At 69.4% G+C, this 20206-nt stretch carries 13 protein-coding genes; 6 read left to right on the plus strand and 7 right to left on the minus strand.

What is annotated here, in order from left to right; translation table 11 throughout:
- The first annotated feature begins 119 nt into the window (after positions 1-119).
- Positions 120-512 carry a roadblock/LC7 domain-containing protein gene (locus tag ACTWQF_RS27190; protein WP_443245661.1) on the plus strand — a complete coding sequence of 131 codons (393 nt, stop codon included), beginning with the start codon at positions 120-122 and terminating at the stop codon, positions 510-512.
- Between the two features lie 102 nt (positions 513-614).
- Positions 615-1613 carry a DUF6397 family protein gene (locus ACTWQF_RS27195; protein WP_443282327.1) on the plus strand — a complete coding sequence of 333 codons (999 nt, stop codon included), beginning with the start codon at positions 615-617 and terminating at the stop codon, positions 1611-1613.
- A gap of 90 nt (positions 1614-1703) precedes the next feature.
- Here ACTWQF_RS27195 and tesB read toward each other — a convergent pair whose 3' ends face one another.
- A complete protein-coding gene (gene tesB, locus ACTWQF_RS27200; protein ID WP_443282328.1) occupies positions 1704-2627 on the minus strand; it encodes an acyl-CoA thioesterase II in 924 nt (307 codons plus the stop codon).
- A gap of 52 nt (positions 2628-2679) precedes the next feature.
- Complete coding sequence (locus tag ACTWQF_RS27205) at positions 2680-5208, minus strand: DEAD/DEAH box helicase (protein WP_443282329.1); 2529 nt, start codon at positions 5206-5208, stop codon at positions 2680-2682.
- A gap of 175 nt (positions 5209-5383) precedes the next feature.
- Here ACTWQF_RS27205 and ACTWQF_RS27210 point away from each other — a divergent pair, with 175 nt between their 5' ends.
- On the plus strand, positions 5384-6181 hold the full coding sequence (locus ACTWQF_RS27210) for a metal-dependent hydrolase (RefSeq protein ID WP_443282330.1): 798 nt from the start codon (positions 5384-5386) through the stop codon (positions 6179-6181).
- 26 nt (positions 6182-6207) lie between these two features.
- On the opposite strand, the gene ACTWQF_RS27215 is transcribed toward ACTWQF_RS27210, so the two are convergent.
- Together ACTWQF_RS27215 and ACTWQF_RS27220 are read right to left on the minus strand one after the other, a co-directional pair.
- Entirely contained in the window at positions 6208-7977 is a 1770-nt protein-coding gene (locus ACTWQF_RS27215) for an ABC transporter ATP-binding protein (RefSeq protein WP_443282331.1), read from the minus strand.
- 74 nt (positions 7978-8051) lie between these two features.
- Positions 8052-10109: an ABC transporter transmembrane domain-containing protein gene (locus ACTWQF_RS27220; RefSeq protein ID WP_443282332.1), complete on the minus strand. Its 2058-nt coding sequence runs from the start codon at positions 10107-10109 to the stop codon at positions 8052-8054.
- Between the two features lie 245 nt (positions 10110-10354).
- Here ACTWQF_RS27220 and ACTWQF_RS27225 point away from each other — a divergent pair, with 245 nt between their 5' ends.
- The gene (locus ACTWQF_RS27225) at positions 10355-11197 is read left to right on the plus strand and encodes a L,D-transpeptidase family protein (RefSeq protein WP_443282333.1); all 843 of its coding nucleotides are present in this window, start codon (positions 10355-10357) and stop codon (positions 11195-11197) included.
- A 140-nt stretch (positions 11198-11337) separates the two neighbouring features.
- Here ACTWQF_RS27225 and ACTWQF_RS27230 read toward each other — a convergent pair whose 3' ends face one another.
- Positions 11338-12747, minus strand: coding sequence for a Gfo/Idh/MocA family protein (locus ACTWQF_RS27230; RefSeq protein ID WP_443282334.1), 1410 nt, complete (start codon positions 12745-12747; stop codon positions 11338-11340).
- 392 nt (positions 12748-13139) lie between these two features.
- Here ACTWQF_RS27230 and ACTWQF_RS27235 point away from each other — a divergent pair, with 392 nt between their 5' ends.
- Positions 13140-14573, plus strand: coding sequence for an alpha-amylase (locus tag ACTWQF_RS27235; RefSeq protein WP_443282335.1), 1434 nt, complete (start codon positions 13140-13142; stop codon positions 14571-14573).
- Between the two features lie 91 nt (positions 14574-14664).
- Here the strand turns inward: ACTWQF_RS27235 and ACTWQF_RS27240 are convergent, their stop codons facing one another.
- Both ACTWQF_RS27240 and ACTWQF_RS27245 read right to left on the minus strand, forming a co-directional pair.
- Complete coding sequence (locus ACTWQF_RS27240; RefSeq protein ID WP_443282336.1) at positions 14665-17634, minus strand: FAD-binding and (Fe-S)-binding domain-containing protein; 2970 nt, start codon at positions 17632-17634, stop codon at positions 14665-14667.
- Between the two features lie 150 nt (positions 17635-17784).
- Positions 17785-18231, minus strand: coding sequence for a MarR family winged helix-turn-helix transcriptional regulator (locus ACTWQF_RS27245; protein WP_443282337.1), 447 nt, complete (start codon positions 18229-18231; stop codon positions 17785-17787).
- Between the two features lie 115 nt (positions 18232-18346).
- Here ACTWQF_RS27245 and ACTWQF_RS27250 point away from each other — a divergent pair, with 115 nt between their 5' ends.
- The gene (locus tag ACTWQF_RS27250; RefSeq protein ID WP_443282338.1) at positions 18347-20191 is read left to right on the plus strand and encodes an ABC transporter ATP-binding protein; all 1845 of its coding nucleotides are present in this window, start codon (positions 18347-18349) and stop codon (positions 20189-20191) included.
- The last annotated feature ends 15 nt before the right edge of the window (positions 20192-20206 follow it).

The raw sequence follows: 20206 nt of genomic DNA on the forward strand, positions 1-20206 counted from the left end.
GACTGTGACAGGTGCGACAGGGGAGTAACTGTGCGCAACAGAACTGGACCTCGTGGTTGCTGACCGTGCTCTCGTGGGTAAGGGTGGCACGGCAGATGCCGAGGATAAGGGGGCGCGTGGTGGCACTGAACACGGGACTCGACTGGTTGCTGGACGACCTCACAAAGCGGATCTCGTCTGTCCGGCACGCCCTGGTCCTGTCCAATGACGGGCTGGTGACGGGGAGCAGCCATGACCTCGAGCGCGAGGACGCGGAGCATCTGGCCGCGGTCTCGTCCGGGCTGCACAGTCTGGCCAAGGGCTCAGGCCAGCACTTCAAGGCCGGCCGGGTGCGGCAGACCATGATCGAGTTCGATGAGGGGGTGCTCTTCGTGATGGCCGCGGGGGACGGCAGTTGCCTGTGTGTCCTCGCGGAGGCCGAAGCGGACATCGGCCAAGTCGCCTACGAGATGACGCTGTTGGTCAACCGCGTCGGTGAGCACCTTGGGCTGGCCGCACGAAACAGTAACTGACCTGCGGTTTCGCAGAGTTATCCACAGGCTCGGCGAGAATCGCGACTCCGGGCTATCGTCGTTCTCACGCAAGGTAGTCGAATACCGACGGGGGATGACGACATGGGAGACAAGCCCGTGGACCGCCGCGCGCCGGCGCTGTTCCGGAACACGGCCGATGTAGCGCTTCGGACGGCCGCGAAGGAGCTGGGGCTCCGGCCCAGGGAGTTCGAACTGGCGGTGCAGACCGAGGAGGTGCGCACCGTGCCGGGGCCGCCGGGAGGACCCCGGAGGGTGCCACGCCAGGAGCTGGAGCGGGTCAAGAGGGCGCCGGACTTCCCCGGCGGACTGCGGGAGCGGCTGCGCGTCATGGGGGCCGGCGAGTCCTCCGAGCTGCTGGATATCAGCCCTTCCCGTTTTGCGCGCCTCGCCAGGGCGGGCTGCTTCGTACCGGCCGGCTTCTATGTGAACCGCTACCGCACGGTGGTCTGGCTCTATCGTGCGGAAGAGCTGCGGGAATTCGCGGAGAACAATCCGAGGCTGCTCACCGGGCGGCTGCCCACGGGCATGCGGGCCAGGCTGGAGGCCGGCACCGACCATCGCGCCCGTCGCTGGCGGTGGAGGCGAGTGCGGCAGTTGACACGGCATGCTGTCGGCTTCTGGGAGCAGGCCGCGGTACGAGCAAGCGTTCTTGATGACACAACCCTCACCAAAGCGGTGCCCGACCCGGGGGAACGGGCCCGCCTCAGGAGGCTGCGGCCGCGCTTCCTGGAGGTTCGCAGCGTATCCGAGGCCACCCGGGACATCCTGAAGGAACTGTGCCTGGCCGAGGGGGAGGAGGAGATCCGCTGGTACCGGTTCCTTCTGGACGCCGACCTGGAGGCAGCCAGGGCCGCGGAGGCGGTCCCGACTACGTCTGCTCGCCGTATCCTGGCCGGGTCCGGGGCGGTGCCCCACCCGGGGGAGCGGCTCACGATCCAGCCGGTCCCGGAGACGACCGGGCGGCCTGATCCCGGCACCGCTCGGCCGGTCGCGGGGCCGCCCACGACTCCGGTACCCCGAAAGCGCTGGTCGCTCCTGCGACGCCGCAGGCCGAAGCCCGCTGCCCGTCCCGCCCCATGACCGGTCCACTCTGTGTGCCGATGTCGACCTGGGCTCCGTCCCGCCGCGTGCCGGAGACCTGAGAGGGACGTGAAGTGTCGGGCGAGGCGCTCAGGGCGAGGGGGTCTGTCCCTGGGGCTGCTGAGCCGGGGACGCGTTCCGCTCCGGGCTGTGCGGGCGGAACAGCCCCTCCTGCATCACCGAGACGATCAATCTGCCCTCGCGGTCGAAGATCTGGCCCCGGGCGAGACCGCGCGCACCCGTGGCGATGGGTGACTCCTGCTGGTAGAGGAACCACTCGTCGGCGCGGAACGGCCGGTGGAACCACATGGCGTGGTCCAGCGAGGCGGTATCGAAGTTCCGCGGCCCCCACAGCGGCTCGATGGGGAGGCGCACCGCATCGAGCAGTGTCATGTCGCTGGCGTAGGTGAGCGCGCAGGTGTGTACGAGCGGGTCGTCGCCGAGCGATCCGATCGCACGCATCCACACCGCACTGCGCGGCTCGACCCCCTGCAGCTCGGAGGGGCTCCACCGCAGCCGTTCCACGTAGCGCAGGTCGAATGCCTGACGCCGGGCCATGCGCTCCAGTGGCACAGGCAGCGAGCCCAGGCGTTCGCGGATCTCGTCCGCGAGCTGCGGCAGGCTCTCCGGCTCCGGCACCCGGGGCATCGGCATCTGGTGCTCGAAACCGGGCTCTTGTACATGAAAGGAGGCGGTCAGATTGAAGATCGTGCGGCCCTGCTGGACGGCGACCACGCGACGCGTGGTGAAGGACCGCCCGTCCCGGACCCGCTCCACCTGGTACACGATCGGCACACCGGGAATGCCGGGACGCAGGAAGTACGCATGCAGCGAGTGCACGGGACGCTGCTCGTCCACGGTCCGCCCGGCCGCCACCAGCGCCTGTCCGGCAACCTGCCCGCCGAAGACCCGCTGGAGCGACTCATGGGGGCTCCGGCCCCGGAAGATGTTGAGGTCGATTTCTTCGAGGTTCAGCAGGTCGACAAGGCGTTCGGCAGGGCTGGGCCCGGTCATCTCGTGCGTTCCTCTCTCACGTCCAGGGCGGCCATCACGCTCGGTGCCGCGCTCACATCGGACCCACGCCGGTCACCTTGACCACCGCACGGCCCTCCTCGTCCGAGGCGACGAGATCGACCTCGGCCGAGATACCCCAGTCATGATCACCACGCGGGTCGGCGAAAGTCTGTCGGACGCGCCACAGCCGGTCCTCCGGGACCTCCTCGATCCGCAGCAGCCGGGGACCGCGCGCGTCCGGACCCGTCTCCAGGTCGTCGTACTCGTCCCAGTAGGCGTCCATGGCCTCCGCCCACGCGTCCTCGTCCCAGCCGGCCTCCCCGTCCAGTTCGCCCAGCTCGGCCAACTTGTCCCAGGCGGCCAGCTCCACCCTGCGGAACATCGCGTTGCGCACCAGGACGCGGAAGGCCCGCGGGTTGGCCGTGACCGGTTTGACCTGGTCGGCGCGTTCCTGGGCTTCCTCCGCCGTCTCGTCCTCCGGGTTGGCAAGCTGCTCCCACTCGTCCAGCAGGCTGGAGTCGACCTGGCGGACCATCTCACCGAGCCACTCGACGATGTCCTGGAAGTCCTCCGACTTGAGGTCGTCGGGAACGGTGTGCTCCAGAGCCTTGTAGGCGCTCGCCAAGTAGCGGAGCACGATGCCTTCCGTGCGGGCGAGCTCGTAGAAGGAGACGAACTCGCTGAAGGTCATCGCCCGTTCGTACATGTCGCGGATGACCGACTTGGGGGAGAGGGGATGATCCCCGACCCAGGGGTGGGACTTGCGGTAGAGACCGTAGGCGTGGAAGAGCAGCTCTTCGAGGGGCTGCGGGTAGCTGATGTCCATCAGCCGCTCCATCCGCTCCTCGTACTCGATCCCGTCCGCCTTCATCTGGGCGACGGCCTCGCCCTTGGCCTTGTTCGTCTGCGCGGCGAGGATCTGGCGCGGGTCGTCCAGCGTCGACTCGACCACCGACACCATGTCCAGTGCGTAGGAGGGCGACTCGGGATCCAGCAGCTCGAACGCGGCGAGCGCGAAGGTGGAGAGCGGCTGATTGAGGGCGAAGTCCTGCTGGAGGTCGACGGTCAGCCGGATGGTGCGCCCCTCGGAGTCGGGCTCGTCCAGCCGCTCGACGATGCCGCCGTCCAGCAGCGAACGGTAGATGGCGATGGCCCGCCGGATGTGCCGCAGCTGGGAGCGGCGATCCTCGTGGCTGTCCTCCAGCAGCCGCCGCATCTGTGCGAACGCGTCACCGGGACGGGCGATCACGGAGAGCAGCATGGCGTGGGTCACCCGGAAGCGCGAGGTCAGCGGCTCCGGCTCGGAGGCGATCAGCTTCTCGAAGGTTTGCTGACCCCAACTGACGAAGCCCTCGGGGGCCTTCTTGCGCACCACCTTGCGGCGCTTCTTCGGGTCGTCACCGGCCTTGGCCAGCGCCTTCTCGTTCTCGATCACGTGCTCGGGCGCCTGCGCGACGACAAAGCCCGAGGTGTCGAAGCCGGCCCGCCCGGCCCGGCCCGCGATCTGGTGGAACTCGCGGGCCCGCAGCGTGCGGACCCGGCTGCCGTCGTACTTGGTGAGCGCGGTGAACAGGACGGTCCGGATGGGCACGTTGACGCCGACACCGAGGGTGTCCGTGCCGCAGATGACCTTCAGCAGACCTGCTTGGGCCAGCCGCTCGACCAGTCGCCGGTACTTGGGCAGCATCCCCGCATGGTGCACCCCGATGCCATGCCGTACGTAGCGGGAGAGATTGCGGCCGAACTTTGTGGTGAAGCGGAAATTGCCGATGACCTTGGCGATCTCGTCCTTCTCGGCGCGGGTCGACATATTGATGCTCATCAGCGCCTGCGCCCGCTCCACGGCTTGCGCCTGCGTGAAGTGCACGATGTAGACCGGCGCCTGATGCGTTTCCAGCAGCTCGGTCAGCGTCTCGGTCAGAGTCGTCGTGCGGTATTCGTACGACAGCGGCACGGGGCGGGTCGCGGAGCGCACAACGGCAGTGGGACGGCCGGTGCGGCGGGTCAGATCCTCTTCGAAGCGCGAGACATCACCCAACGTCGCGGACATCAGGATGAACTGCGCCTGCGGCAGCTCCAGCAGCGGGATCTGCCACGCCCAGCCCCGGTCCGGTTCGGCGTAGAAGTGGAACTCGTCCATCACCACCTGGCCGATGTCGGCGTTCGCCCCGTCACGCAGCGCGATCGAGGCGAGCACCTCGGCGGTGCAGCAGATGACGGGGGCGTCCGCGTTGACCGAGGCGTCACCTGTGAGCATGCCGACGTTCTCGGTGCCGAAGAGCTTGCACAGGTCGAAGAACTTCTCGGAGACCAGAGCCTTGATCGGGGCGGTGTAGAAGGTGACCTTGTCCTGGGCGAGTGCGGCGAAGTGCGCCCCTGCCGCGACCAGACTCTTGCCGGAGCCCGTCGGGGTCGACAGGATCACGTTCGCCCCGGAGACCACCTCGATCAGAGCCTCTTCCTGGGCGGGATAGAGCGAGATGCCCCGCTCTTCCGCCCACCCGGAGAAGGACTCGAAGAGGGCATCGGGATCGGCGTCGCTCGGCATCTGATCGATAAGGGTGGCTGTCACGCCCCCCATACTGCCTGCTGCCCCAGCCGATCAGGGAACCGGTGGCCTCCCCTTGATCACCGGGCGCTACGCTGTGTTGCCGAACCGGCATCAGACCCGGGCGGAAGCAGCGCGGGGGCGCGGGGCGCGGGCCCGGCGGCGGGGCCGCGAGTTACGGGACACGAAGGACAGGGCGGGGATACGCATGATGGGACCGGCGCACTCGCTGTCGGGGGCTGCTGCCTGGCTCGGCGTAGGGGCCGCAGCGGCTGTGCTGGACCATCCGATGCCCTGGCCTGTGGTCGTCGTCGGCGCGCTGCTGTGTGCCGGGGCCGCGCTGGCGCCCGACCTCGATCAGAAGTCCGCCACCATCTCCCGGGCCTTCGGCCCTCTCTCCCACGCCTTGTGCGGAGTGGTCGACAAGCTGTCAACCGTCGTCTACAACGGCACTCGCTCGCGCGGGGAGCGGCATCGCTCGGGAGGACATCGAACGCTCACCCACACCTGGCCCTGGGCGCTCTTCATAGGTGCGGGATTCGCTGCGGCCGCCGCCATCTGGGGTCGCTGGGCCGTGCTGGTCATCCTCTTCATCCATGTGGTGCTCGCCGTGGAGGGCCTGCTGTGGCGGATGGCCCGCGTCTCCAGCGATGTGCTGGTGTGGCTACTGGGAGCCGCCTGCGCCTGGATCCTGGCCGGAGTGCTGGAGGAGCCGGGCAACGGCGCGGACTGGCTGTTCACCGGGGACGGCCAGGAGTACCTGTGGATGGGACTGCCGATCGTGCTGGGCGCGATGGTGCACAACATCGGCGATGCCCTGACCATCTCCGGCTGTCCGTTCCTGTGGCCGATCCCGATAGCGGGCAAGCGGTGGTATCCGCTGGGCACCCCCCAGTTCATGCGCTTCCGCGCCGGCGCCTGGGTCGAGAACGCCATACTGATGCCCGCGTTCATGGTGCTGGGCGGGGCCGGCAGTCTCGTCGCTCTCGGGTTCGTCGGCAGCTGACACCCTCCCCCACTCGGCTCCTGGGCTCAGCCATGCCAGGAGCGCCACAGCGCGGCGTACGGGCCGTGCGCCGCCACCAGTGCTTCGTGGCTACCCAGTTCGCTGATGTGGCCGTCCTCCACCACCGCGATGACATCCGCGTCGTGCGCCGTGTGCAGGCGGTGCGCGATTGCAACCACAGTTCGCCCCTCCAGGACCTGGGCGAGGGAACGCTCCAGGTGCCGGGCCGCCCGTGGGTCCAGCAGCGACGTCGCCTCGTCGAGGACGAGGGTGTGCGGGTCGGCCAGCACCAGCCGGGCCAGCGCGATCTGCTGAGCCTGTGCCGGAGTAACGGTAAGCCCGCCGGAGCCGACCTCGCTGTCCAGTCCGTCCGCGAGCGCCTTCGCCCAGCTGTCGGCGTCCACCGCACCCAGCGCTGCCCACAGCTCCGCGTCGTCGGCGTCCTGCCGGGCCAGCAGAAGGTTGTCCCGCAGGGTACCGACGAAGACATGGTGCTCCTGGTTGACCAGCGCCACATGGCGGCGTACTTCCTCGGCCGGCAGCTCGCTCAACTCGGCACCGCCCAGGGTGACCTGGCCCCGCCGCGGTCCGTAGATCCCGGCGAGGAGCCGTCCCAGCGTCGACTTCCCCGCCCCCGAGGGGCCGACCAGCGCGACCCGGCTGCCCGGGGCGACCTCCAGCGTGACGCCGTGCAGTACATCGACATCGGCGTGGTAACCGAAGCGCACGTCACTGGCGCGTACGTCCTTGCCCCCGGGGGCGGTACCTCTGCCTCCCTCCGGTTCGATCTCCCGCACTCCCACCAGCCGGGCGAGCGAGACCTGGGCGGTCTGGAGCTCGTCGTACCAGCGCAGGATCAGGCCCACGGGCTCGACGAGCATCTGGGCGAGCAGCGCGCCGGTCGTCAGCTGACCGACACTGATCCACCCCCGGAGGACGAAAATGCCGCCCAGCAGCAGGACGCCGCCCATGATCAGCATGTTGCTGAGGTTGATGGCGGGGAAGAGCACGGTGCGCAGCCAGAGAGTCCTGCGTTCCCAGGCCGTCCACTCGGCGATGCGTCGTTCGGAAAGCGCCACCCGGCGGGCGCCCAGGCGGTGTGCCTCCACGGTCCTGCCCGCATCCACCGTCTCGGCGAGTGTCGCCGCCACCGCCGCGTAGCCCGCAGCCTCTGCCCGGTAGGCGTGCGGTGCCCGGCGGAAGTACCACCGGCAGCCGGCCAGCATCACGGGCAGCGTGATCACTACGGCCAGCGCCAACGGCGGTGCGGTGACGCACAGTGCCCCAACCAGCAAGGCCGCCCACGCCAGGCCGATTGCCAGCTGGGGGACGGCCTTCCGCATGGCGTCGGCCAGCCGGTCGATGTCGGTGGTGATCCGGGAGAGCAGGTCACCCGTCCCGGCCCGTTCCAGCACACTGGGCGGCAGCCCCACCGAGCGGACAAGGAAGTCCTCGCGCAGGTCAGCCAGCATCTCCTCGCCCAGCACCGCACCACGCAGCCGCACCTGCTGAGTGAAGACCGTCTGCACCAGCAGCGCGAGGGCGAACAGCGCGGTGATATGTCCGAGTTGCAGCTCACGTTCCCCGGCGGCCAGATCGTCGACAAGTCCGCCCAGCAGCCACGGTCCCACCATCGAGGCGATGACGGCCACACTGTTCACGGCTACGAGCAGCGCGAACGTGCTCCTGTGCCGCCGCAACAGCTCGCGTACGTAGGACCGGACGGTCGCGGGGGAGCCGACCGGGAGGATCGTCACGTCCTCGGGCGCCGACGGGTCGTAGTCGGGTTCGGGCACGCCGAAACGCTCGGCGCGCCACGCTCGGGGATTCCGGTGGCGGCCTTCACCCGCCGCCGGGCTGGCTTTGTGGCTCACGCGGACTCGACTCCCTCGGTCTGTGCGCTCTTGGCCCGCGGGTTCGCCCGCACCGGAGCGGCGCCCTGCGGCTCGCGGGTGACGACGGCCCGGTATGCCGCGTCGGAGTGGAGAAGTTCCCGGTGGGTGCCGGTGGCCGCGGCCTTGGCTCCGTGGACGAAGACGACGCGGTCGGCGCGGTCGAGCAGCAGCGGACTGGAGGCGAAGACCACCGTCGTCCGGCCGTACCTGAGCTTGGCCAGTTCACGAGCGATGCGGGCCTCCGTATGCGAGTCGACGGCCGAGGTGGGCTCGTCCAGGATCAGCACCCGGGGGTCGGTGATCAGTGACCGTGCCAGAGCGAGACGCTGCCGCTGTCCGCCAGAGAGCGACCGCCCCCGCTCGGTGATCCGGGCCCGCATCGGATCGCCCTCCGCGTCCGGACTGCCCTGCACCAGCGCCCCGAGGACATCGCCGCACTGGGCCGCCGCCAGCGCCCGGGCGGTGGCCACCTTGCCGGAGGAGGGCACGTCCAACAGTTCGGCGAGCGTGCCGGAGAGCAGCACCGGGTCCTTGTCCTGCACGAGAACGGCGGCACGAGCCTGGTCCAGCGGCATACCGTCGAGTGGCACCCCGTCCAGCAGCACGGAGGCGGGAGTCTGCCGCTCCTCGCCTCCCGCCTCGCTCAGGGTGTCCCTGCTGCCGCTCGGGGCGTCGTCGCTTCCGCTCGGGGCGTCCCTGCTTTGGCCTGGGGTGTCCTCGCTCTCGCCGGTGATGCCGCTCTTCTCGCCCGGGTGGTCTCCGCTCTCGCCCGTCGCGTTCGCGTTCGCGGCCTCGCCCGGGGCGTCGGCCGCAGAAGCGGGGTGCCCGCCCAGCCGTTCCGCGAGCCGCCCCGCGGCGTCCGGGTCACCGCAGACCACGGCGGTCAGCAACCCAGCGGGGGCGTGCAGTCCGGTGATGGGGTCGTACAGCCCGTCACGCCCTCCCGCACCAGGGGACGGAACCTCCCCGTGACCGCCCTCGCTGGATGTGCCCGGTTTCTCCGATGAACCGGGCATCGCCCTGCCGCAGTTCTCGTCGGGCCGCCGCAGTCCCAGCACTCGTGCCGCGCGGGCGGCGGACGGTCGGGAGAAGGAGTACGACATGGCGAACTCGCCGAAGAGCTGGAGCGGAAGGAGCAGAAAGCTGACCGCGCCGTAGACCATGACCAGTTCACCGACCGCGATGCGCCCGTCCAGCGCCAGCCGGGTGCCGTACCAGACGACGGCGACCAGCAGCAGTCCTGGCAGCGCAACCTGAAGGGCCTCGATGAACGACCACATGCGGGCCGTACGTACGGCGGCGTGCCGCACCTGCTGGGACGCCCGCCGGTAACGGGTGAGAAAGAGGTCCTCGCCGCCGATGCCGCGCAGGACCCGCAGGCCGGCGACCGTGTCGGCGGCCAGCTCCGTCGCCCGCCCCGTCCGCTCGCGTTGGGCGTCGGCGCGCCGGGTCGCTCTCGGCAGGAGCGGCAGCACGGTCAGCGCCAGAGTGAGCATGCCCGCGCAGACCAGCAGGCCCAGTTGCGGCTCGTAGACCACCAGTGCCACGCAGACGCCCAGGGTCGTCAGCAGTGCGGCGCTGAAGCGCGACACTGCCTCGACGCACCATCCGATGCGCTCGATGTCTCCTGTGGAGACAGCGACGACTTCCCCAGCGGCGACCCGGCGGGTGAGGGTGGCGCCCAGCGCTGCCGTGCGGCGGGCCAGCAGCTGCTGGACGCGTGCAGCAGCGGTGATCCAGTTGCTGACGGCGACCCTGTGCAGCATCGTGTCACCGACCGTCACGCCGAGCGTGACCACCGCCATTGCCGCCCCGGCCAGTGCCAGATCGCTGCCCGAGCGGTGCACCACAGCCGTCACGGCCAGCCCGGCGACGACGGGGAACGAGGCGATCGAGGCGAGTTGCAGCACACCCCAGGCGAGCGCCTTGAACTGGCCGCCCAACTGCTTGCGCCCCAGCCACAAAAGCAGTCGGAATCCTGACCGGACATCGGGATCGCCGGGGTCGCTGAAGGGGAGGTCGCGAATCTGCATGACGTTCCAGAGGGTCTCGAAACCGCACGGGCACGGGCACGGGGACTGCTACAGGTACGGGCACTGCTACGGGTACGGAAACTGCTGCAGGTACGGAAATGAGGAGGGGCGGCATCCGGGAGATGGGCATGCGGGAAGGCGGCGCAGTCCGGCGAGTGTGGGCCGATCCCACCCGGTCACCTGCCGAATGGCAACGGGTTTTCCCGGTCGTCAGCACACTTCCGGCCAATGCGAGGATGGAGGGCATGGGCATGCGTGGGGCAGGAAGTACAGGCACCGGGACCGCTTGGAACGGGGCTGGGGCAGACCGTCCCCGGGATGTGTCGGCGGCAAGAGCCAGGACGCGGGCCAAAGGCAGGGCGGCACTGGTGGCGGCAGCGGGCGGAACGGTGCTCGCGCTGCTGCTGTCCGGCTGCGGCGGGGACAGCGGGGGAGATCAGGACTCCGCCGGCACCAACAAGGAGAAGTCGTCCGAGCACACCCCGCAGGCCGAACTGGCCAAGGACCCCACCCGAATTCCCCGCGTGGGTGACCGCCTCCAGTCGAAGATCCCCGAGAACGCCACCCAGGTGGTGGCCGTCGAAGGCAAGGGCAAGGACTCGGCCGATGCGACGGTGCGGCTCTACAGCCGGTCCGGCAAGAAATGGCGCGAGGAGCACAGCTGGACGGCGCACAACGGCAAGAAGGGCTGGACGCACAACCACCGCCAGGGCGACAAGCGCAGCCCGGTCGGCGTCTTCACCCTCTCCGATGCGGGTGGTGTGCTGTCGGCGCGGGACGCCAAGTTGCCGTACACGCAGACCTCGGCGTTCACCCCTCCCTCCTACTGGCCGAAGAAGACCCGGCACGACTTCGACCACGTCATCGCCATCGACTACAACCGCGTCAAGGGGACTTCCCCCCTCGATCCGACCCGGCCGCAGGGTTCGGCCAAGGGGGGCAGCATCTGGCTGCACATGGATCATGGCAGCGGCACATCGGGGTGTGTGAGCCTGTCCAAGTCCGGTATGCAGACCCTCTTGCGCACGCTGGATCCGGACAAGCACCCCGTAGTGGTGATGGGGGACAAGGCATCGCTCAAGAGCTGAAGCGCTCAAGAGCTGAAGCACCACTCAAGAACCGAAGCGCTGAAGTGCTGAAGTGCTGAAGCGCTGAGGTTCTGACGTGCCGGAGCGCTGAAGCACTGAGCCAGGCGCCGGAGCCGCTGACGGCACCGGCGCCGTGGCCATCACCCCTCGGGCTTCTCCGAGTCGACACCCGGCCGCTTCTTCCGCCACAGCCCGCGGGTGAAGTCGGGTATTTCCTGTGGGGCGCCCTTGGCCTTGATCGAGGCGTGGCTGAGCGGTACGGGGGAGGTCCACGTTGCGGCGTCGTACACGTCGAAATCGGGTACCAGGCCGAGGCGCATGCACTGCATCAGACGGAACAGCATGATGTAGTCCATGCCGCCGTGTCCGCCGGGTGGATTGGCGTGTTCTTTCCACAGCCAGTGGTCGTGGTCCTTGTACTTTCCGAAGTCGCCCCACTCGTCACCGGTCATGTCCGGCTCCAGATAGATCCGGGGCGGGTAGTCCTCGAAGACACCTTTGGTGCCGCCGAGGATGTTGATACGGGAGTAGGGGTGGGGGTTGGAGACGTCGTGTTCCAGCCGGATGACCCTGCCCTTGGCTGTCTGGACGAGGCTGATCGACATATCGCTTTCGATGTACGTCTCCTTCCAGCTCTCGTGGCCCGGCGGCATGTGCTCCTTGCGGTAGGCGGCCAGCCCGAGCGAGGGTGATCCGAAGGTCGCGATGCGGACCGCGCGGTCGCCGCGGTTGACGTCCATGTAGTTCGCGGCGGGGCCGAACCCATGGTTCGGGTAGAGATCGCCCTTCAGCCGCGTATGCCATCTGCGGCGCCAGGGTCCCTCGTAGTAGTCGGGGTCGAACATCAGCCCGCGCAGGTCGTGGAGATAAGCGCCGGCACTGTGCAGCAGGTCACCGAAGAGGCCCTCGTGAGCCATCCGCAGCACGCGCATCTCGTTCTGCCCGTACACGCAGTTCTCCAGCTGCATGCAGTGCTTGCGGGTCTGCTCCGAGAGATCGACCAGTTCCCACAGCTGTCCCAGTTCCAGCGCGGCGGGACACTCGACGCCGACGTGTTTGCCACCCTTCATCGCGGCTTTGGCCATCTCGAAGTGCCAGTCCCACGGGGTGGCCACGTACACGAAGTCGAGGTCGCCCCGGCTGCACAGTTTCTCGAAGTCGTGGTCGCCCTTGGTGTACAGGGCGGGAGCGGGCTGACCCGCTTCGGTGACCTTTTTCGCGGCGCGTTCGGTCTTCTCCCGTACGGGGTCGCACAGCGCGACCACGCGCACGCCCTCCAGTGCCAGGAACAGGTCGATCATGCTGCCGCCACGCTGTCCCAGGCCGATGATGCCGACCCGGACGGTGCCGCGTTCCTCGAACGGTACGCCGATCATCGTCTCGCCCCGACGGGGCGGTGCGGCGGCGCTCCCGCTCTCGTGGGCGGCGGAGGCGGTCCCGGACGATGCCGCCTCCGCCGAGGTGCCCAGTGCGCCGATGCCCAGCCCGGCACCCGCGACTCCGGCGGTCCGCAGGACGGAACGGCGACTGAATCCTTGGTCGTCACTCATCGGGTCTCCCGCGCCTCTCCAGCTCTCCAGCTCTTCAGCTCTCTGGCTTCCAGCTCAGCTCTCTGGCTCTCTGATTGCCGGATGCGTGAACTCGGCTCAGGACCCTGCTGGTTGAGACCAGTGGTGCGCAAGAGCCCGTGCTTGGACTCTCGTTGCTCATCGATGGACTTCCGCGTTCATCGATGGACTTCCATGCTGCAAAAACTTGCTGCAACCCATTGGAAATCTTTGCGTAATCTCTTGACGCAACTGCCGGGCAGTAGCAGGCTCCCGGCCGTACCACCTGTGAACGCGCCCAGCCCGACGGCGCGTTCACCACCCCCCACGGTGGCCCAGGCGCCTGGCTGCCTTTTCGGGCATCTCCCATGCCCGCACACCGAAGGAGCCGCACGATGAGAAAGCGACTGCTCAGCGTCAGTACGGCGGGAGTGCTGGCGGCAAGCGGCCTGATGACGGCAACGCCCTGGCACGCCCAGGCGGCCCGTTCCGCCCCCACGCCCTCCGCGCACAACTCCGCCGCGTCGGAGAAGCCCGCGGCAGGGCGAGCCGCGCCGCCCGGTGAAAAGACCGTCACCGCGACGCTGTTCGAGCGCCCGTTCACGTCCGTCGCGAAGGAGTGCACGAACACCCTCGGACCGGCCGGTTACGGCTATGTGGAGGTCTCACCCGCGACCGAGCACATCCAGGGCGATCAGTGGTGGACGTCGTACCAGCCGGTCAGTTACAAGATCGCCGGCCGGCTCGGCGACCGCGACGACTTCGCGAACATGGTCGACACCTGCGAGGCGGCAGGCGTCAAGGTCATCGCCGATGCCGTCATCAACCACATGACCTCCGGTTCGGGCACCGGTACCGGTGGCACCCAGTACACCAAGTACGGCTACCCCGGCACCTACGAGGACGCCGACTTCCACGCCTGCCGCAAGGACATCAAGGATTACACCAACCACGACGACGTACAGAACTGCGAACTCGTCGGCCTTGCCGACCTGGACACCGGGAGCGAGAAGGTACGCACGGCCATCGCCGGATACCTCGACGACCTGCGCTCCCTCGGAGTGGCGGGCTTCCGCGTCGACGCCGCCAAGCACATGGCAGCCGCCGATGTGGCGGCGATCAAGGCGAAGATGACCCAGGACCCCGGCTTCTGGGTCAGCGAGGTCATCCACGGTGACGGCGAGGCCGTGCAGCCCGAGGAGTACACAGAGGTCGGTGACGTGGACGAGTTCCGCTACGGCCGTCGGCTCAAGAGCGCCTTCCAAGGCGGCGATCTCGGTTCGCTGCGGACCGTCGGCGACGGCATGCTGGAGAGCGGGGCGGCCCGTACGTTCGTCGACAACTGGGACACCGAACGCAACGGCTCCACTCTCACCTACAAGGACGACGCCGCCTACACACTGGCCAACATCTTCCAGCTGGCTCATCCCTACGGCTCACCGAACGTCTTCTCCGGCTACACGTTCAGCGATCACGACGCCGGGCCGCCGACCGGGGAGGAGGGGTGGACCGGCACCCACGCCAAGCCCGAGATCACCGGCATGGTCGGCTTCCGCAACGCGGTCGGCACGGCCGAGCTGACGGACTGGTGGTCCGAGGGACAGGCTCTCGCCTTCGGCCGCGGCGACAAGGGTTTCGTCGCCCTCAACAACGGAGACGGCGAGCTGAGCAGGACCTTCCAGACCTCCTTGCCCGCCGGTACGTACTGCAACGTCGCCGCCGCGCAGGGCGGCTGTGCACAGAAGTTCACGGTCGATGCCGACGGCAGCACCCAGGTGACGGTCCCGGCACACGGAGCGGTCGCCCTCCATGTGAACGCGACCGAGTGACACACAGGGCGGGCCGCTCATCGGCGGCCCGCCCTGTCCCCTCCTCCGCCCGGTCCGCTCGGCGGCGGGCCCGCCCACATGTCACCGTCGGTCACCGTGGTCGCGTGGCCAACTCCAGCTCCTGTAGGGCGGAGTGGTATCCACGGTTGCCCGTCGCGCGGTCCAGGCCGATTTCACACGTGCGGTTGGCCGACAGATACGTGTCGTAGGAGCGCGCTGTCACCTCGGCCGCCTCGCGGGCCGTCGCGGAGGCGGTCAGTTCCTCGTGCAGCAGTCCGCGGTCGCCCGCGAAGGCGCAGCATCCGGCGTCCAGCGGTACCACCACCTCCTCCGCGCACGCCTCGGCCACCGCGCGCAGCTCCGCCTCGTCGCCCAGATGCCGCATGGAGCAGGTGGGGTGGAGCACGGCGGAGGCGACGCGCCGCTCGACCGTGAGGTGGGGCAGCAGCTCCCGCGCGGCCCATACGAGCGAGTCGAGGACCGTCAGCCCTTCGTGGAGTTTGTGGTTGGCCGGTGTCAGATAGGGCACGACCTCTTCCGCGATGCCCAGGGTGCAGGAGGAGGCGTCGACGACGAGGGGGAGTTCGCCGCCGTCCGTCCACCGCCAGGCGGCCTCCACCATGCGGTTGGCCATCAGCGTGTTGCCCGCCTCGTAGCCCTTGGAGTGCCAGATCGTCGCGCAGCAGGTCCCGGTGACGTCCTCGGGTATCCACACCGGGCGGCCGGCCCGGGCCGAGACGGTGACCATGGCTTCCGGCAGCGACAGCCCCGCATAGCCGTCGGGGTCGCCGAAGATGCGGTTCACGCAGGCCGGGTAGTAGACCGCGGCGGCGAGCTGTCTGCTCGTCGCCGGGAGCCGCTTGGCGGCGGGGGCGGGAATCTCGGGCAGCCACTCGGGCACCAGGTCGGGGCTGACAGCCTTGCGGGCAGCGCCGGTGACCGCGCCGAGCAGCCGGTCTCCCAGATCCCCCTCACGGCCGCGCAGGCGCCTGCGGAGCTGGTCAGCGGCGGCCACCGCCAGCCGTGCCGAGCGCTCCACGCGCGCGAAGTGCCGTGCGGTGCGGGCCGCGTTGCGCTCCTCGCGGGGTGAGTGCCGGGCGTGCCGGAACGTCTTCATCAGCGCGCCCGTGTCGATTCCGACGGGGCAGTCCAGCTTGCACGTCGAGTCGCCCGCGCAGGTGTCGACGGCGTCGTATCCGTAGCTGGCCAGCAGGTTCTCGCCCACCAGGGAGCCGGAGGGCTGGCGCATCAGCTCGCGGCGCAGCACGATCCGCTGGCGGGGCGTGGTCGTCAAATCCTCGCTGGGGCAGGTGGGTTCGCAGAAGCCGCACTCGATGCACGGGTCGGCGAGTGCCTCCACACCCGGGATCGACTTCAGACCGCGTAGATGCGCCCGCGGGTCACGGTCCAGCAGTACGCCGGGCGCCAGTACGCCGGTCGGGTCCAGCAGACGTTTGATGCTCCACATCAGCTCGGTGGCCTCGCTGCCCCACTCCAGCTCCAGGAAGGGGGCGATGTTGCGGCCGGTGGCATGCTCGGCCTTGAGCGAGCCGTCGAAGCGCTCCACCGTCATCCGGCAGAACTCGTCCATGAAGGCCGCGTAACGCTCCACGTCGTCCGGGTCGGCGGCGTCGAACGCCAGCAGGAAGTGCAGATTGCCGTGCGCCGCGTGGCCCGCGACAGCCGCGTCGAAACCGTGCCGCTCCTGAAGCTCCAGCAGTGCCTCACACGCCTCGGCCAGCCGGGAGGGTGGTACGGCGAAGTCCTCGGTGATCAGCGTGGTGCCTGAGGGACGAGAGCCGCCGACCGCGGTGACGAACGCCTTGCGGGCCTTCCAGTACGAGGCGATCGTGGCCGGGTCGCGGGTCAGCTCGTTGGTGACCGAGGCCACCGGCGCGACCAGTTCGAGTCCGGCCAGTACCTCGCGTGCCGCCTGTTCCCGCTCCTCGCGTACGGCGTCGTCGGGGGAACGGAACTCCACCAGCAGCGCCGTGGTCTCCTTCGGCAGCTGGCTCCAGTCCTGCGGCACGCCGGAGACGCTGACGGAGGCGCGCAGCGTGTTGCCGTCCATGAGCTCGACGGACATCGCCCCTGCCTCGTTGAAGCGCGGCACTGCAGCGGCCGCCGCCGACAGGGAGGGGAAGAAGAACAGCCCGGTGGAGGTGCGCCGGTGCAGCGGGAGGGTGTCGAAGACGAACTCGGCGAGGAAGCCCAAAGTGCCCTGGGAGCCGACCATCAGCCCGCGCAGGATCTCCACCGCGGTGCTGCCCTCCAGGAAGGCGTCGAGCCGGTATCCGTTGGTGTTCTTCAGTTCGTACTTGGCGCGGATACGGGAGACCAGTTCCGCGTCGGCCTCGATCCGGGCCTTCAGCGCCAGCAGTCCCTCGCACAGCGCGGGCTCGGCGCGGGCCAGCTTCTCGTCAGCGTGCGGATCGGCCGTGTCCACGACGGTGCCGCTGGGCAGCACACAGGTGAGGGAGGCGACCGTGCGGTAGGAGTTGCGCGTGGTGCCGGCCGTCATCCCGGAGGCGTTGTTGGCGACCACCCCGCCCACCGTGCAGGCGATGGCGCTGGCCGGATCGGGGCCGAGCAGCCGTCCGTGCGCCGCCAGCGCGGCATTGGCGCGGAAGACCGTGGTCCCCGGCCGGATCCGGGCCTGCCTGCCCTCCGCCAGCACCTCCACGCCCGCCCAGTGGCGCCGTACATCGACCAGGATGTCCTCGCCCTGCGCCTGCCCGTTCAGCGACGTCCCCGCGGCGCGGAAAACGACGTCCCGGCCGTTCTCCCGTGCGTACGCGAGGACCGCGGCGACATCGGTCACGTCCTCGGCGAGCACGACGACCTGCGGGACGAAGCGGTACGGACTCGCGTCGGAGGCGTAGCGCACCAGGTCGGAGACTTTCGAGAGCACCTTGTCGGCGCCCAGCAGCCGTTCCAGGTCGCCGCGCAGCGGCCGTGGCGTCCCCTGTGCCTGCGCCTCGGGGACCCGGTCGGCGGCGGGGGAGTGGCCCGCGCCGGTCCGCGGGCGCAGTGCGCCGGCCTTGGGTTCGAGCAGGGGCATGGCATCTCCAGGGCGCGCGGGGGGTGGAGCGGGGGTGCGGGTTTTATGTGTGCCACATGCTAGTTCGCCCCACCGACACCGGCCGCGAGGGTCGTCCCCGCCGGGGAACGCTCACCGGCGTCGCCGTCGCGCCCGTAAGGCTCGCCCTCGTCAGCAGTGTTCCTCCACCTCATCGAGCAGCCCCAGCAGCCGGCTCAGCTCGTCGCGCTGCCCGGATGTGAGGGGGGCGAGCAGCTCCTCCGCGGCGCTCCTGCGCGCCCGCCGCAACTCGGTGAGGGCCCGGGAGCCGCCCTCCGTCAGTTCGATGCGGATCACCCGGCGGTTCGCCGTGTCGGGGGCGCGGCGCACCAGGCCGCGCTCCTCCAGGGCGTCGACCAGGCTGGTGACCTGCCGGGGCACCACGCCCAGCCGTGCCGCGAGGTCCGCCATCCGGGGCGGCTGCGGGCTGTGCGCGACCGTACGCAGCATTCGGCCCTGCGCGGGCGTGACGCCGAGCGGGGCGAAGTTCTGCCGGTGTGCGTGGTTGATCCGCTTCGTCAGGCGCAGGAGCTGGTCAGCCAGGTCGGAGGCGGGTTCGTCGGAGGGGTGGTGGACCATGCGGGCAGGCTACCAGGGGGCAATTCATTGTGAGTATAGGTAACGATGAACTATGCTCCCATAAGCCCGCCGCAGGCATGCGCCGCAGACCTCCAGACGCACTCCGAGGAGCCCCTTGCACCGTGAAGCACCCGGCTGGACGCCGTCACCGAAGGACATACAGACAGCCCCCGAGCAGCCCGCACAGGTGCGCCGCATCCTGCGCCTCTTCCGGCCCTACCGCGGCCGTCTGACACTGGTCGGCCTCCTGGTGGCGGCCTCCTCCCTGGTCTCCGTGGCCTCGCCGTTCCTGCTGCGCGAGATCCTGGACGTCGCCATCCCGCAGCAGCGCACCGGTCTGCTGTCGCTGCTCGCCCTCGGCATGATCGTCACCGCCGTCGTGACCAGCGTCTTCGGCGTACTCCAGACGCTCATCAGCACCACGGTCGGCCAGCGCGTCATGCACGACCTGCGCACCGGGGTCTACGCCAAGCTCCAGAGGATGCCGCTCGCCTTCTTCACCCGGACCCGGACGGGTGAGGTCCAGTCCCGTATCGCCAACGACATCGGTGGCATGCAGGCGACCGTCACCTCCACGGCCACCTCGCTCGTCTCCAACCTCACCAGCGTGGTGGCCACGATCGTCGCCATGCTCGCGCTGGACTGGCGGCTGACACTCGCCTCCCTGGTGCTGCTGCCCTTCTTCGTGTGGGTGAGCCGCCGGGTGGGACGGGAGCGCAAGCACATCACCACACAGCGGCAGAAGCAGATGGCCGCGATGTCCGCCATCGTCACCGAGTCCCTGTCGGTCAGCGGCATCCTGCTCGGCCGCACCATGGGCCGCGCCGACTCGCTCACCAAGAACTTCACCGACGAGTCCGAGAGACTGGTCGACCTGGAGATCCGCTCCAACATGGCCGGACGCTGGCGGATGTCCACCATCGGCATCGTCATGGCCGCCATACCGGCCCTGCTCTACTGGACGGCTGGCATGCTCACCCAGTTCGGCGGCCCCGCCTTCTCCATCGGCACCCTCGTCGCCTTCGTCACCCTCCAGCAGGGGCTGCTGCGGCCCACCGTCTCGCTGCTCACCACCGGCGTGGAGATGCAGACCTCCCTGGCCCTCTTCCAGCGCATCTTCGAATACCTCGACCTGCCCGTCTCCATCACCGAGCCGTCCCGTCCGGTCGCACTCCCGCGGGTGCGCGGCGAAGTCCGTTTCGAGAACGTCGGCTTCACCTATGACGCCCACCCGCCCGGCAGCCCCGCGCACGACACCGGGTACACCCTGCGCGGGATCGATCTGACCATCCCGGCAGGCAGCAGCCTCGCCGTGGTGGGGGCCACCGGCTCCGGCAAGAGCACTCTCAGCTACCTGGTGCCCCGCCTCTACGACGTGACGGGAGGCCGCGTCACCCTCGACGGCGTCGACGTACGGGACCTCGACTTCGCGACGCTCTCGGCAGCCGTCGGCGTCGTCTCCCAGGAGACCTACCTCTTCCACGCCACCGTCGCCGACAACCTGCGCTTCGCCAGGCCGGACGCCACGGACGAGCAATTGCGCGAGGCGGCGCGGGCGGCGCAGATCCACGACCAGATCGCCGCACTGCCCGACGGCTACGACACTGTCGTCGGCGAGCGGGGCTACCGCTTCTCCGGCGGCGAGAAGCAGCGCTTGGCCCTTGCACGCACCATCCTGCGCGACCCGCCGGTGCTGATCCTGGACGAGGCCACCAGCGCGCTCGACACCCGTACCGAACGCGCCGTCCAGGAGGCCATCGACGCACTGTCGCAGGGCCGCACCACGCTTACCATCGCGCACCGGCTCTCCACCATCCGGGACGCCGACCAGATCGTCGTCCTGGACGGTGGCCGGATTGCCGAACGCGGCACGCACACCGAACTCCTCGCCGCGGCCGGCAAGTACGCCGCCCTGGTGCGGCGCGACAGCGAGACCGTGGATGTGGCGGTGAGCGGGTGACCACAGAGGTGCCCC

The organism is Streptomyces sp. 8N114 (assembly GCF_052245835.1).
In the GTDB taxonomy this organism is placed as follows: Bacteria; Actinomycetota; Actinomycetes; order Streptomycetales; family Streptomycetaceae; genus Streptomyces.